The 14275-nt window shown below is 73.9% G+C and carries 14 protein-coding genes; 8 read left to right on the top strand and 6 right to left on the bottom strand.

Going from position 1 to position 14275, the window contains the following annotated elements:
• A partial coding sequence (locus tag ABZ805_RS22770) for a hypothetical protein (RefSeq protein ID WP_358443709.1) occupies nt 1–187 on the bottom strand: 187 nt, incomplete at its 3' end.
• A gap of 14 nt (nt 188–201) precedes the next feature.
• Here ABZ805_RS22770 and cydB point away from each other — a divergent pair.
• The 3 genes from cydB to ABZ805_RS22785 all read left to right on the top strand — a co-directional run bounded on the left by cydB (nt 202) and on the right by ABZ805_RS22785 (nt 5971).
• Nucleotides 202–1209 (top strand): cytochrome d ubiquinol oxidase subunit II, encoded by a 1008-nt coding sequence (cydB, locus tag ABZ805_RS22775; protein WP_358443712.1) that lies wholly within the window; start codon nt 202–204, stop codon nt 1207–1209.
• Complete coding sequence (gene cydD, locus ABZ805_RS22780; RefSeq protein ID WP_358443714.1) at nt 1206–4736, top strand: thiol reductant ABC exporter subunit CydD; 3531 nt, start codon at nt 1206–1208, stop codon at nt 4734–4736. The genes cydB and cydD overlap by 4 nt, the downstream gene beginning before the upstream one ends.
• A gap of 95 nt (nt 4737–4831) precedes the next feature.
• Nucleotides 4832–5971, top strand: a complete 1140-nt coding sequence (locus tag ABZ805_RS22785; RefSeq protein ID WP_358443716.1) for a GAF domain-containing sensor histidine kinase — start codon at nt 4832–4834, stop codon at nt 5969–5971.
• A gap of 286 nt (nt 5972–6257) precedes the next feature.
• Here ABZ805_RS22785 and ABZ805_RS22790 read toward each other — a convergent pair whose 3' ends face one another.
• The gene (locus tag ABZ805_RS22790) at nt 6258–6893 is read right to left on the bottom strand and encodes a response regulator transcription factor (RefSeq protein WP_358443719.1); all 636 of its coding nucleotides are present in this window, start codon (nt 6891–6893) and stop codon (nt 6258–6260) included.
• A 60-nt stretch (nt 6894–6953) separates the two neighbouring features.
• Nucleotides 6954–7481, bottom strand: a complete 528-nt coding sequence (locus tag ABZ805_RS22795) for a DoxX family protein (RefSeq protein ID WP_358443721.1) — start codon at nt 7479–7481, stop codon at nt 6954–6956.
• A gap of 225 nt (nt 7482–7706) precedes the next feature.
• Here ABZ805_RS22795 and ABZ805_RS22800 point away from each other — a divergent pair, with 225 nt between their 5' ends.
• Nucleotides 7707–8180, top strand: a complete 474-nt coding sequence (locus ABZ805_RS22800) for an Hsp20 family protein (RefSeq protein ID WP_358443723.1) — start codon at nt 7707–7709, stop codon at nt 8178–8180.
• 391 nt (nt 8181–8571) lie between these two features.
• Here ABZ805_RS22800 and ABZ805_RS22805 read toward each other — a convergent pair whose 3' ends face one another.
• A complete protein-coding gene (locus tag ABZ805_RS22805) occupies nt 8572–9171 on the bottom strand; it encodes a macro domain-containing protein (RefSeq protein WP_358443726.1) in 600 nt (199 codons plus the stop codon).
• A gap of 120 nt (nt 9172–9291) precedes the next feature.
• On the opposite strand from ABZ805_RS22805, the gene pheA reads away from it, so the two are divergent.
• Nucleotides 9292–10215: a prephenate dehydratase gene (gene pheA, locus ABZ805_RS22810; RefSeq protein ID WP_358443729.1), complete on the top strand. Its 924-nt coding sequence runs from the start codon at nt 9292–9294 to the stop codon at nt 10213–10215.
• A complete protein-coding gene (locus ABZ805_RS22815; RefSeq protein WP_358443732.1) occupies nt 10212–10853 on the top strand; it encodes a histidine phosphatase family protein in 642 nt (213 codons plus the stop codon). The genes pheA and ABZ805_RS22815 overlap by 4 nt, the downstream gene beginning before the upstream one ends.
• Nucleotides 10854–10855: 2 nt before the next feature.
• On the opposite strand, the gene ABZ805_RS22820 is transcribed toward ABZ805_RS22815, so the two are convergent.
• On the bottom strand, nt 10856–11206 hold the full coding sequence (locus ABZ805_RS22820; protein WP_358443734.1) for a metallopeptidase family protein: 351 nt from the start codon (nt 11204–11206) through the stop codon (nt 10856–10858).
• A 4-nt stretch (nt 11207–11210) separates the two neighbouring features.
• Nucleotides 11211–12212 (bottom strand): septum formation family protein, encoded by a 1002-nt coding sequence (locus tag ABZ805_RS22825; protein ID WP_358443736.1) that lies wholly within the window; start codon nt 12210–12212, stop codon nt 11211–11213.
• Nucleotides 12213–12416: 204 nt separating this feature from the next.
• On the opposite strand from ABZ805_RS22825, the gene ABZ805_RS22830 reads away from it, so the two are divergent.
• Together ABZ805_RS22830 and ABZ805_RS22835 are read left to right on the top strand one after the other, a co-directional pair.
• The gene (locus ABZ805_RS22830) at nt 12417–13052 is read left to right on the top strand and encodes a hypothetical protein (RefSeq protein WP_358443739.1); all 636 of its coding nucleotides are present in this window, start codon (nt 12417–12419) and stop codon (nt 13050–13052) included.
• Nucleotides 13053–13056: 4 nt separating this feature from the next.
• Nucleotides 13057–14223, top strand: coding sequence for a glutathionylspermidine synthase family protein (locus ABZ805_RS22835; RefSeq protein ID WP_358443742.1), 1167 nt, complete (start codon nt 13057–13059; stop codon nt 14221–14223).
• Nucleotides 14224–14275: the final 52 nt, after the last annotated feature.

Raw genomic sequence — 14275 nt, forward strand, 5'->3', positions numbered from 1 at the left:
GGTTGCCCGACCGTTCCCGGGCGGCCTGCACCGCCGCGAGGAACGTGTCCGCGGTCAAATCCTCGTTCTCAGTGGCCTTCTCGCGAGGACAGCTTTTTCCCTCGTGGCGGAGCCACTTGGGAAAAAGATCCCGCAGCGAGAAGGCCACTGAGGTTCCGCTACCCGACTCACCGAGCAATTCAGCCACCAATGGAGAACGTGATGGACCTGCCCACCTTCTGGTTCGCCCTGATCGCCGTGCTGTGGCTGGGCTACCTGTTCCTGGAGGGCTTCGACTTCGGCGTCGGGATGCTGCTGCCCGTCCTCGGCCGCGACGAGCGCGAACGCCGGGTGCTGATCAACACGATCGGGCCGGTGTGGGACGGCAACGAGGTGTGGCTGATCGTCGCGGGCGGGGCCACCTTCGCGGCCTTCCCCGGCTGGTACGCCTCGCTGTTCAGCACCGCCTACCTGCCGCTGCTGCTCCTGCTGCTGGTGCTCATCGGGCGCGGCGTCGCCTTCGAGTACCGCGGCAAGGTCGACACCGCGCGGTGGCGGCGCACCTGGGACACCGTGATCGTGCTCGCCTCCTGGATCGCGCCGATGATGATCGGGCTGGTGCTGTCGGCGAGCGTGTTCGGCCTGCCGCTGGACGCCAACGGTGATCGCGTCGGCGGGCCGCTGGTGCTGCTGACGCCGCCGACCGTGGTGGGGGCGCTGGCGGTGTGGGGCTTCTCGTTCCTGCACGGCGCCGTGTTCCTGTCGCTCAAGACCGCCGGCGAGGTGCGGGAGCGGGCGCGCAAGTTCGCGCTGCGGCTCGGGCCGGTGCTGCTGCTGCCGGTGATCGCGCTGCTGCTCATCGCGCAGCTCACCCAGGGCGAGGCGTGGACGTGGGTGCCGCTGGGTATCGCGCTGGCCGCGGCGCTCGCCGCGCTCGCCCGGATGATCTCCTGGCGGGAGGGGCAGGCGTTCGCGCTGCAGGGCATCGCGCTCGCCGGGGTCGTCGTCACCCTGTTCGGGGCGCTGTGGCCGAACGTCATCCCCTCCACGCTCGACCCGGCGTTCTCGCTGTCCATCGCCGAGACCGCCTCCAGCCCCTACACGCTCACCGTGATCACCTGGGTGGCCGCGTTCGGCACCCCGGCCGTGCTGATCTACCAGGGCTGGACGTACTGGGTGTTCCGCAAGCGCATCGGCGCCCACCACATCCCGCCGGTGCACGCGCCGTGAGCGGGCCGCTCGGCGCCCTGCCCCGGCTGTCCCGGTCGGCGCGGTGGGCGCTGCTCGCCGCCGGAGCCCTCGCCGCCGGTCACGCCGCCGCGCTGATCGTGCAGGCCTGGGCGCTGGCGAGCGCGCTCGCCGAGGTCGTCACCGCCGGGGTGGGCGCGGCCGCCGTCACCGACCGGCTCGGCGTGCTCGCCGCGGCGATCGTGGCGCGTGCGGCGCTCGGCTGGGCCACCGAATCCGTCTCCGCCCGCGCCGCCGCCGGGGCCAAGGAGGAACTGCGGGCGCAGCTGCTCGACTCGGCGCTGCGCCGCGGACCCGAGTGGATCCGCGGCCGCGGGCCGGTGGAGCTGACCGCGCTCGCCACCAAGGGGCTCGACGCGCTCGACGCCTTCTTCACCAAGTACCTGCCCGCGCTGGTCACCGCCGCGGTGGTGCCGCTGCTCGCGGGCGCCTGGATCCTGTGGTCCGACCCGGTGTCGGCGGTCGTCGTGCTCGTCACCGTGCCGCTGATCCCGCTGTTCGCGTGGCTCGTCGGCCGCTACACCGAGCAGCGCACCGAACGCGCCGCCGACGACACCCGGCGGCTGTCCGCGCAGCTGCACGAACTGGTGCGGGCGCTGCCGGTGCTCGCGGCGTTCCGCCGGGCGGGCGCGCAGCGGGCCGTGGTCCGCGAGGTCGGCGACCGGCACCGGCGCAGCACCGTCGCCACGCTGCGCATCGCGTTCCTGTCCGCGCTGGTGCTGGAGCTGTGCTCCTCGCTGTCGGTGGCGCTGGTCGCCGTCGGCATCGGGCTGCGGCTGGTGTCCGGGGAGCTGGACCTGGCGACCGGGCTGATGGTGCTGGTGCTCGTGCCCGAGTGCTACCTGCCGCTGCGCGCCGCCGGGGCCGCGCACCACGCCAGCGAGGACGGCGTGGAAGCGGTGCGGCGCGCCGACGAGATCATCACCGGTGCTGCGCCCGCCGCCGAGGGCTCGACCGTCGAACTCGGCGCCGGCCCGCTGCGGGTGCGGGACCTCGCCGTCGCCCGCCGCGGCGGGCACGCGCCCGACGGGCTCTCCTTCACCGCGATGCCCGGCGAAGTGCTGCGGCTCGACGGGTTCGACGGGATCGGACCCAGCGGCAGCGGCAAGTCCACCACCTTCGGCGTGCTGCTCGGCTTCACCCGGCCGGAACGCGGCAGCCTCAGCTACGCGGGCACCGACCTGGGCGACCTCGATCCGGCCACCTGGCGCAGGCACCTCGCCTGGGTGCCGCAGCGGCCCGCGTTCACCGGCGGCACCGTCGCCGACGAGCTCGCGCTCGCGGTCGCCGACCAGCCCGCGGGCACCCTCGACGCGCTCGACGAGGCGCTCGCCGACCCCGCCACCGCGCACCTGCGGGACCGGCCCGTCGACGGGCTCTCCACCGGGGAGCGGCAGCGGGTCGCCGTCGCCCGTGCCCTGCTGCGGCTGCGCGGCACCGCCCGGGTGCTGCTGCTGGACGAACCCACCGCGCACCTCGACCCCGCCACCGCGCACCAGGTGGAGCGGGCGATCGAGCGCGCCGCCGACCGCGGCGCCACCGTCGTGCTCGCCAGCCACCGGCCCGGCGCCGAGACCGCCGAACCCGAACCCGCGCCCGCCGCCGACGGGCCCGCGGGCACCGTGCCCGGGCTGCCCGCCGCTCGCGGCGGCCTCCGCGAGCTGATCACCCCGCGCACCCTCGCCGGGGTCGGGCTGGCCGCGCTGTCGCTGCTGTCCGGGCTGGCGCTCGCCGCGACCTCCGCGTGGCTGATCGCCCGCGCCTCGCAGCAGCCGCCGATCCTCACCCTGTCCGTCGCCGTCGTCGGCGTGCGCACCTTCGCGCTGTCCAGGGCCGCCGTGCGCTACGCGGAACGGCTCGTCACGCACGACGCCGCGTTCCGCACCGCCGGAGCGCTGCGGGAACGGCTCTGGGACGCGCTGGTGCGGCTCGGCCCGGCCCGCACCGCCGGCCTGCGGCGCGGCGACGGCGTCGCGCGGCTGGTCGACGACGTCGACACCGTGCGCGACCTGGTGCCGCGGGTCGTGCTGCCGCCGCTGACCGCTGTGCTCGTCGCGCTCGCCGCCGTCGTGCTGCAGGCGCTGGTGCTGCCGTCCGCCGGCGCGCTGCTGGCGGTGTCGCTGCTGGTCGCGGGAGCCGGTGGGGTCGCGGCCGCGCTCGCCGCGGAACGCCGCGCCAGCACCGCCGTCGCCGACGGGCGCAGGCACGTCGCCGACCGGGTGCTCGCACTGCTCGACGGCGCCGCCGAACTGCTCGCCTTCGGCGCGCACACCGCGCGTCGCGCCGAACTCGCCGCCGCCGACGCCCGGCTCGCCGCCCGCGCCCGCCGCGCCGCGTTCGGCGCCGGGGCCGCCACCGCCGTGGGCACCCTCGCCGTCGGCGTCGCCGTGCTCGGCGGGGCGTGGCTCGGCGCCGACGCCGTCGCCGCCGGGCGGCTCGCCCCGGAACTCGCCCCGCTGCTCGCGCTGGTGCCGCTCGCCGCCGCCGAAGCCGTCGCGCTGCTGCCGCCCGCCGCGCAGCAGTGGCGGAACCTGCGGGCCGCGCAGGGACGGCTCGCGCCGCTGCTGGCGGCGGGGGCCGCCGGGCCGGGCGGCGCCGAATCCGGCCGGGTCGGCGAAGCCGGTGGCGGCGCCGAATCCGGCCGGTTCGGCGGGTCCGGCGAGGTCGCCGAATCCGGTGGCGCCGTCGGATCCGGCCGGGTCGGCGCACCGGACGTGGCTCCCGGCTCCGGTGCCGTCCTCGAACGCCATGCCGCACCTGAACCCGGCGACGCACCCGCACCCGGCGACGCACCGGAACCCGGCGCTGTACTGGAACCCGGCGCTGTACCGGGTGCCGCACCCGCACCCGGCGGTGCACCCGTGGGCGCCGCCCGCACCACCGACGGCCGCATCGAGCTCCGCGGCGTCGACGTGCGCTGGCCCGGCGCCGCCGAACCCGCGCTGCGCGGCGTCGACCTCACCGTCCCGCCCGGCGCGCACGTCGCCGTCCTCGGCCCCTCCGGCAGCGGCAAGTCCACGCTGCTCGCCCTGCTGCTCGGCTTCCTGCCCGCCGAACGCGGGACCGCGCGGCTGCCGGAGCGCGCCGCCTGGTGCCCGCAGGAGCCGAACCTGGTGTCCACCACCGTCCGGGAGAACCTGCGGATGTCCGCGCCGCACGCCGACGACGCACGGCTCGGCGCGGCGCTGCGGCTCGCCGGGCTCCCCGGCTGGGCGGACCGGCTCGGCGAGCACGTCGGCTCCGGCGGCACCGCGCTCTCCGGCGGCGAAGCGCAGCGCCTCGCGCTGGCCCGCGCGCTGCTCGGCGACGGCCCGCTGCTGCTCGACGAACCCACCGCGCACCTCGACGTGCCCACCGCGACGGCGCTGCTGCACCGGCTGCGGACCGAGACCGGCCGCACCGTGCTGCACGTGACGCACCGGCCCGCCGAAGCCGACACCGCCGACCTCGTGCTGCGGGTGCACGACGGCACCCTCACCGCGCTGCGCACCCCGGCGACCGCCGGATGAGCGCGGACCCGCGCACCGCCGATCATCGGACAGGTCACACCGGCCACCTGCTGCGCAGGTCAGGAGCGGAACGGAGGGCTAGCCTCGTGGACGCCATGGACCCCGCACTCGCCCGGCGCATGCTGGCCGCCTCCACCGAGATCACCAAGGCCGCCCTGTCCGCCGAAGACCCGGACGTGGTGCTGCCGATGGTGGTGCGCCGGGCCGCCGCGCTCGCCGAAGCCGACCTCGGGCTCGTCATGGTCCGCGCCGACGACGGCAGGCTCACCGTCGAAGCCGCCTACCCCGCCGAACCCGCGTCCTCCGGCGATCCGGTCGGGGCCGTGCTCTCCGCCCGCTCCGCCGCCGCCCGCGTCGCCCGCAGCGGCGTGCCGATCGTCGTCGACGACCTGATCGACGACCCGCTGACCGCCCCTTACGTGCCGTCCTCGCTGCGGATCTACGGGCCGTTCGCCGTCGCCCCGTTCGGCACCCGCGAGCGCAGGCTCGGCGCGCTCGCCGTCTACCGGCGCCGCGGCGCCACCACGTTCACCCGCGTCGCGGTCGAAGTGCTCACCGGCTTCGCCGCGCAGGCCGGGCTCGCCCTGGTCCTCGCCGAAGGCTCCACCGCCCGCGAACGCATCGCCGTCTACCAGGAGCGGGAGCGCATCGCCCGCGACCTGCACGACGTCATCGTGCAGCGGCTCTACGCCGCCGGGATGCAGCTGGAAGTGCTGGATCGCAGGCTCGCCGGGCGCCTCGACCCGGCCGACTCCGAGCGCCTCACCGACACGATGGACCAGCTCGACCAGACCATCGCCGAAGTCCGCGCCACCGTGCGCACGCTGCGCTCCGCGGATCCGGAGACGCCCGCGCACGCCCCCGACCTGGCCGACTCGATCCGCTCCGAAGTGCAGATCGCCGGTGAACTGCTCGGCAGGCCGCCGAAGCTGGAGATGACCGGCGACCTCGGCGAAGTGCCCGTCGCGCTCGCCGACCACCTGCGTGCCGCGCTCCGCGAAGCCCTGTCCAACGTCGTCCGGCACTCCGGAGCGCGCGTCGTGCTGGTGCGGGTGCGCTGCTCGGACCGGGCCATGCGGCTGCAGGTCGTGGACGACGGGTGCGGGATACCGCGGGACGTCACCAAGCGCGGGCTGCGGCACCTGGAGGAGCGCGCGGCGGCCTCCGGCGGGCGCTGCATCATCCACTCCTCACCCGACAGCGGGACCACGATCACCTGGGAAGTCCCGCTCTGACAGGTAGTCCAGCCCGTAGCGAGCCGGCCCCGGCACCCCGAGCAGAACCCGACCCCAGCCCCACGCACCACCCCGACGAATCAACCGAGGTGAGTGGCCCACCAGCCCCACGTGCTCGGTCGAGCGGCCCGCTCACCTGATCGCTCAACCGGGGTGAGTGGCCCACTGGCCCATCGGGCTCGGGCGGGTGGCCCACTCACCTGATGGGTCGGTCGGGGTGGGTGGCCCGTTGGCCCCCCGGGCTCGGGTGGGCGCTCACCTGGTGGGGCGCGCGTTGTGCGGGGCGTCAGCCCTGTCGGCGGGCCACCCAGGCCGCGGCCTGGGTGCGGCGTTCCATGCCGAGCTTCGCGAGGACCGCGGTGACGTAGTTCTTCACCGTCTTCTCCGCCAGGAACAGCCGCTCCGCGATCTGCCGGTTGGTGAGGCCCTCGCCGATCAGGTCCAGCACCCGCCGTTCCTGCTCGGTCAGCGCGTCCAGCTCGTCGGCGGGCTGTTCCGCGCCGCGCCGCATCCGTTCCAGCACCCGCGCGGTCGTCACCGGGTCCAGCAGCGAGCGGCCCGCGGCGACCTCGCGCACCGCGTTCACCAGGTCCCGTCCGCGCACCTGCTTGAGCAGGTAGCCGGAGGCGCCCGCGTTGATCGCCCCGATCAGCGCCTGCTCGTCGTCGAAGGCGGTGAGCACCAGGCACTGCGGCGGCGTCGGCAGCGCGCGCAGCTTGCGGCACAGGTCCAAGCCGTCCCCGTCGGGCAGCCGCATGTCGACGACCGCGACGTCGGGTTCGGCGGCCTGCGCGCGGACGACGGCCTCGCCGACCCCGCCCGCTTCGGCGACCACGTCCAGGTCCGACTCGGTGCTCAGCAGGTCTCGGAGGCCGCGGCGGACCACCTCGTGGTCGTCGACGAGCAGCACGCGTACCGGCACGTCTTCACGCTACGACCGCATCACCCGGTCGTGCAGGTAAGGGTCCCCTGGCCCGCGGGGTCAGCGCCGGGCCTTGCGCTTCGCCTTGCGAGCCATCTTCTTCGCGGCCTTCGCGTTGACCTGGGTCTGCTCGGCCACCCGGGAGGCGCCGTGCTTGGCGCGGTAGGCGACCGACGGCTTGCCCTCGGTGTCCACGGCGGCGATGAGCAGGCCGCCGATCAGGCCGATGTTCTTCAGGAAGTGGATCTGCTGGCCGGCGCGCTCCTGCGGGTCGTCGATCTCCCAGAAGGCGTGCGCGGCGAGCGTCGTCGGCACCGTGCTGCCCACGAGCAGCAGCGCGGCGAACCGCGGTGCCTTGCCGAGCGCCAGCAGCACTCCGGCGCCGAGCTTCACCGCGCCGTCCAGCCGGACCAGCGTCACCGCGTCGGTCGGCACCTGTTCCGGCAGCGAGTCCTCGACCTTGCCGACCGTCTTGTCCAGGAACGGCGCCGCGGCCTTGGCGTGGCCTCCGGTGTCCCGCAGGGCGTTGATGCCGCCGCTGATGAAGATCGCGGCGAGCAGCGGGCGGGCCAGGCGGCGGATCAGCATGGGTACCTCCTAGGTGGACGCGGCCTCGACGCTACCGCGCCGCGCGGGCGCCGCCCCGGCGTGCAATTGATCTTGCGGACGGAGTCCGCGGAAAAAGGTTCGCTGCGCCGGGAACAATCCGCAAAGTTGAGCCGTTAGCACTCATGTAACCGCAGTGACCGGGTGTCCGGGTCGGCCCGAAGCCGAGCCGGTGGAGTCCCGGAGTCGACGAAGGAGTGATGAGTGATGGCTCTTGCCGTTCGTGGCTGGGACCAGTTCGCCGGCCTGGACCGGGAGTTCGACGCCTTGATCCGTGGCGCGTTCCACGGGCGCGGTGGCGCGGAGCAGCGGTACGCCCCGGCGGCCGACGTGCTGCGCGAGGGCTCCGACCTGGTGTTCCGGCTGGACCTGCCCGGGGTGGACGTCGAGGACGTGACCGTCGAGGTCGCCGACGGCGCCCTCAAGATCAGCGGTAGCCGCAGCGCCCGCACCGAGGCGCCGGCCGAGGACGCGGACGGGTCCGCGCCGCACCGGGTGCTCGTCCGCGAGCTGCGCGGTGGCGAGTTCAGCCGCGGCTTCCGGCTGCCGAAGGGCGTGACCGGTGAGCAGGTCGAGGCCGACTACGACCGCGGCGTGCTCGAAGTCCGGGTGCGCGGCGCTCTGGAACAGGCGGCCCCCACCAAGATCGCGGTCCGGAACCGCGCCGCTGACGAGCAGTGATAGCCCCGTCCGCTCCGAGTGTTCGTCGGGGCGGGTGGCGGAACCTCAGCGGCTTCCTCGCTGCGGGATCGATTTCACCGGTGGCTCCGCCACAGGAGAAATCGCCGTCCTCGCGAGGAAGCCGCTGAGAACCCGCTGCGGTGCCGGCGCCTCAGGTGGTCGGCGGCTCAGCGGCTTCGCCGCTGACGGAAGGCCGACACGACCCGCCGGGCAGTTCAGCGACGGGCAGTCGGCGGGATTCCCGTCGTGGAACCGTCGTCGGGTGGTCGCACCGCAGGCGACGACGCCGTCCGCGGCGGAATCCTGCTGAGTGCGCGCCGCGGTGCGAGTGGGCCCGGGCGGTCGCTGCTCAGGTGCGGCGGGCAGGGGGTCGCGCTCGTGCCGGGGCGGTTCAGCTGTGGTCGGCGCGGGCGAAGGTCTCGTCCCAGGCCGCGGCGACCTGGTGCGCGCACCGCTGCGGGTCGACCCCGCCGACACCGGTGCCCAGGCCGGGCAGCGCGATCGTGCGGACCACGTCGCGCACCCGCATCCCGTTCTCCAGCATCCCGCCGGTCCACAGCCGCAGCACCGCCCGCGCGGCCAGGTAGGGGTGCACGGTGTCGATCGGCAGAACTTCACCCGGTTGGCGCATCGTCGGGGAGCTGACGAGCCAGGCGGGGGAGGGCGAACCGGTGGGCACCAGCAGTGCTTCGCCGACGGGCAGTTCACCGCCGTGGTAGGCGAGCACCGCGCTGCGCACGGACTCCTCCACGTTCGGGAAGGCCCGGGCGTACAGGGCGTCGACCCCGCCGCGCATCCAGCCGTACGAGTTCGCCGGGCTCACCACCGCGTCCACCCGCAGGTCCAGCACGGAACCCTGGTGGACGTCGAGGTTGTCGCGGTCGGCGGCGACGGCGCGCCACGCTGCCGTCAGCGGCTCGTCCAAGGCGCAGAGGACGAGCCGCAGCTCCGGCTCCGCTCGGTCCGATGAGCGCTCCGAGTCCGCGGTCACACCGACAGCATCGCAGGAACGGGCGACTGAATGTAATTGGGTAGGTCACACCTCCGGGGAAAGTTGATCACCGGTCCGGGTCCGAGTGGGACGTTCCGCCCGGCCCGTAGGCTGGTGCCCGTGCCGCACATCGCCTACCTGGGGCCGCCCGGAACCTTCACCGAACAGGCGACCAGGACCCTCACCGAAGGCTTCGACGCCGAGCTGCTGCCCTACGAGTCCGTGCCGCAGGCGCTCGCCGCGCTCCGCGCGGGCGACGTCCTCGCCGCCGGCGTCCCGGTGGAGAACTCGGTGGAGGGCTCGGTGCCCGCCACGCTGGACGCGCTGGCCGGCGGCGACCCGCTGATCGCGGTCAGCGAAGCGACGGTCACCGTCCAGTTCGACGTGCTCGTGCGCGCGGGCACCACCGCCGACCAGGTGCGCACCGTCGCCAGCCACCCGCACGCGATCGCCCAGGTCCGCGGCTGGCTCGCGGCGAACCTGCCGGGCGCCGACGTGCGGATGGCGTCGTCCACCGCGGCCGCCGTCGAGCAGGTCGCGGCGGGGGAGCTGGACGCGGCGGTCGCCTCGCCGCTGGCGATCGAGCTGTTCGACGGGCTGCAGCGCCTCGCCCGCGGGGTCGCCGACAACACCGACGCCGTCACCCGCTTCCTGCTGCTGCGCAGGCCGGGACCGCTGCCCGAACCGACCGGCGCGGACCGCACCTCGGTCGCCGCGGTGATCGCGCACGAGCCGGGGACGCTCACCGAGATGCTGCTGGAGCTGTCGCTGCGCGGCATCAACCTGAGCCGCATCGAGTCCCGCCCGATCAAGGACCGGATCGGCGAGTACCGGTTCTTCCTGGACCTCGACGGGCACGTCGCGGACGCCCGCGTCGGGGACGCGCTCAGCGGCCTGCACCGCCGGTGCAGCGAGGTGCGGTTCCTCGGCTCCTACCCGAAGGCCGACCACTCGCCGGCCAGCGTCCCCACCCCGGTGTCGGAGCAGGCGTTCCAGGCGTCCGCCCGCTGGCTGGCCCGGCTGCGCGAAGGAGGGACCGCATGACCCCGCTGCTGCGTCCGCCCGCCGACGGGCTCCGGCTGGTGCTGGTGCGCCACGGGCAGACCCCGTCCAACGTCGCGGGCCTGCTGGACACGCTGCCGCCCGGCCCCGGGCTCACCGAGCAGGGCAGGCGGCAGGCCGCGGACCTGGCGGACCGGCTCGGCACCGAGAAGGTGCTGTCGGTGCACGCCAGCCGCGCGCTGCGCGCCCAGGAGACCGCGCGGCCCACCGCGGACCGGCACGGGCTGGACGTGCGGATCCTCGACGGCACCCACGAGATCTTCGTCGGCGAGCTCGAAGGCCGCGGCGACCTCGAAGCCCGGGAGCTGTTCGACGAGGTCTACGACGGCTGGCACCACGGCGCGGACCGGTCGATGCCCGGCGGGGAGACCGGTAACCAGGCGCTCGCCCGCTTCTTCGCCTCCGCCCAGCCGGTCCTCGACGAGGTCACCACCGGCTCGGTGGTGCTGGTCAGCCACGGCGCGATGGTGCGCCTGGTGGCGTCCCGGCTGGCGCCCGAGGTGGGGCCGCGCCGCACCAGTGCCGCCTACCTGCCGAACACCGGGATCATCGTCCTCGAGGCCGATTCGGCGTCGCCGACGGGCTGGCGCTGCGCCCGGTGGGACGACCTGCCGGACTGACCTCAGCCCCAGCCGAGCGAGTGCAGGGTGTCCTCGTCGACGCCGAAGTGGTGGGCGATCTCGTGGACCACGGTGATCGCCACCTCGTCGACGACCTCGTCCTCCGAGTCGCACATCTCCAGCAGCGGTTCCCGGTAGATCGAGATCCGGTCCGGCAGCACACCGGCGTAGGTGCTGTCCCGTTCGGTGAGCGCGACCCCGAAGTACAGCCCGAGCAGCGACGGGTCTTCCTCGTGGTGGTCCTCGACGAGCACCACCACGTTGTTCATCGCGGCGGCGAACTGCTCGGGCACCAGGTCGAGCGCATCGGCGACGAGCTCCTCGAACCGGGCCCGGGTCATCTCCACCGGCACCGGTTCAGCGCTCCCCGGCGGCGGGGACGCCGGGCTGGATCGGGGCGGTGTTCTGCGGCGCCGGTTCCTCGCCGACCTGCACGTCGCCCTTGACGCTGCCGGTGATCGGGGCGAGGCCGCTGCCGTCCGGCAGCTGCGCGCTGACCTTGCAGTTGACCTGCCGCGACCCGGCGTTCCAGCTCTCCTCGGAGAGCGTGTCCCAGTAGGGGACGAGCTTCTTGTCCTGCACCGCGGTCGGGCTGCCCGCGTATTCGGCGGTGAGCTCGCCGCAGCGGGTGGCGAGGAACCCGTCCTGGTCGGATTCGGCCGGGTAGTCGGCGGGGAACTGCTCGCCGAGGTCGACGGCGCCGGTGATCTCCACCGAGTGCGGCTGCGCGCAGTCCACCGGGTCCCACACCTCGGTGCCGTTGATGCCGAGGCAGCGGCCTGCCTCGTAGGTGTTGGACTGGTCCTGGTCGGCGACCTTGCCCTGGCTGGCGAACAGCTCCCCGGACGGCCCGGGTTGCTGGAGACCGCAGTGCAGCACCCGGTCCCCGGAGCCCCAGCCCTTCTCGCTGGGCGTGAACGCGCCGACGGAGAACCGGCCGTCCGGGTCGAGCCTGCCCCGCAGATACTGCGCCGAGACGGTGGTGCACCGCTCCTGCTTGAGCTGCTGCCACTGCTCGGCGGACGGGTAGGGCGCGGTGCCCGCGAAATCGGCCTTGAGATCAGCCTTGCCGGTGACCTCGAACAGGTGGCGTTCGCGGCACTTGACCGGCCGGATGTCCGCCGCGTCCGCTTCCGTCCAGTGCAGGCAGCTGCCCGCCGCGGCCTCGAACACCGGCGGGGTGGCGGGGGCGGCGCCTTCCCGGCCGGGTCCGCCGATGCCGGATCCGCCCTGGCCGGGTGTGTTCAGCAGCGCGCTGATCAGCAGCACGAGCGCCCCACCGATGGCGGCGGCGATCATCACCAGCCGGGTGTTGGGCTTCTTCCGGCGGTGCTTCTGGGGATCGCTGCGCTCGGCCATCGATCACATCATGCCTGGCGGCCCGGACCCGTGCCCAAACGCGCACGCATCGAGTTGAAACCGTTTCGTGTCCCGGTGCGTCCTACCGAGGCGTACCCGGCGCGGGTGCGCGATGGGTAGTGTTGCCGCTGGGAGTGGGCGATGACGGAAGATGGCAGACCATTGGCAGACCAGGACGGGCCGGACCGCAGAGACCAGCCGCCCATGGGCGGGGCTGACGATGTGACGCGGCCGAACGAGGTGCAGCAACCGGGTGAGCAGGGGACCCCCGGCCGGATGCGCTTCCAGGACGAGACGACGACGCCGCGGGAACCGACGCTCGCCGAGAAGCGGGCCCGGATCGCGGCGGAGAAGCGCCAGGAGGAGCAGGCGCAGGCCGCGCTCGCCGAGCAGGAGCGCAAGACGCAGACCAGGCGGCGCGTGATGGTCGGCGGCGGGGTCACCGTCGGCGTGGTCGCGCTGGTCGCCGCGTTCTACTCGGCATCGGCGTACAGCCAGGAGCAGACCGCGGTCCAGGAGTACTGCGCCACGGGTCAGGGCCAGACGACGGTCCAGGACCCGAACATGTGCGACGAGAACTACGTGCAGAGCCACGGCGGGTACAGCAGCGGCGGCATGTTCTTCATGCCGATCTTCCTGCCCGGTGGCGGTATCGGTGGGTACAACTCCTACCGGTACGGCTACACCTCGCCCGGCACCGCGGCCCCGCCGGTGGGCCAGCCCGTGTCGAGCCCCAACTTCACCAAGCCCGCCGACGCGAACATCAAGAACACCAAGGGGCAGACGGTGCAGCGCGGCGGTTTCGGGATCAGCAACAAGAGCGGCAGCAGCGGGAGCTGAACGAGTGCGGCGAAGGACAACCGGGCGCAGGCCGGACTGGCAGCGCAAGGTCGAGGAACTGGGTCTCGTGTTCGGCACCCCGGCGCGGGCGGCCGACGGCTCGCAGCGCCCGTACTGGGACGAGGGCGTGCACTACGAGTTCAGCTTGGACGAGGTGCTCTCCCTGGAGGCGGACGTCGAGCTGCTCCAGTCGATGTGCCTGGACGCGGTGGACCACGTGGTCACCACCGAGCGGTACCGGGACTTCGGCATCCCCGAGTGGGTGTGGCCGCACATCGCCGAGTCGTGGAAGCGGCACGATCCGCACCTCTACGGCCGGTTCGACCTGCGCTACGACGGCTCCGGCCCGGCGAAGCTGCTGGAGTACAACGCGGACACGCCGACCTCGCTGCTGGAGGCGGCGGTCGTGCAGTGGAACTGGCTGACCGAGTGCCACGAGGGCGACGACCAGTGGAACTCGATCCACGAGAAGCTGGTCGAGCGCTGGGGCGAGATCTCCGACCAGCTCGCCACCCGCGAGGTCCACTTCACCTGGTCCGGCTCCGACACCAGCGGCGAGGACAACATCACCTCCGCCTACCTGCAGGAGACGGCGGCCGAGGCGGGCATGGACACCGTCGGCCTGGTGATCGAGGAGATCGGCTGGGAACCGCTGCTGGAGCGCTTCGTCGACCTCGAAGAGGCGCCGATGAACTCCGTCGTCAAGATCTACCCCTGGGAGTGGATGGTCGACGACGACTTCGGCAAGCACGCGGTGCACACGCTGCCCGCCACCCAGTGGATCGAACCGCTGTGGAAGATGCTGCTGTCCAACAAGGCGCTGCTGGCGGTGCTGTGGGAGATGTACCCCGGGCACCCGAACCTGCTGCCGACGTTCCTCGACCAGCCCGGCATGCTCACCGAGTACGTGCGCAAGCCGCGGCTCGGCCGGGAGGGCAACAACATCACCGTGGTCGCGCCCGGCTGGGAGACCGAGACCGGCGGCTTCTACGGCGAAGAGGGTTACGTCTACCAGGCGTTCGACCCGCTGCCCGAGTTCGACGGGATGCGGCCGGCGCTGGGCGCCTGGGTTGTCGGCGACTCCGCCGCGGGCCTCGGCATCCGGGAGACCGCGGGCCTGATCACCGACGACGGCGCCGCGTTCGTCCCGCACCGCATCCCCGGTTCCTGACCCCGGTGCCCCGCGCGGAGGGCACCCCGGATACCGACTAGGCTGACCTGCT

It is taken from the genome of Saccharopolyspora sp. NPDC047091 (genome assembly GCF_040643635.1).
Taxonomy (GTDB): domain Bacteria; phylum Actinomycetota; class Actinomycetes; order Mycobacteriales; family Pseudonocardiaceae; genus Saccharopolyspora_C.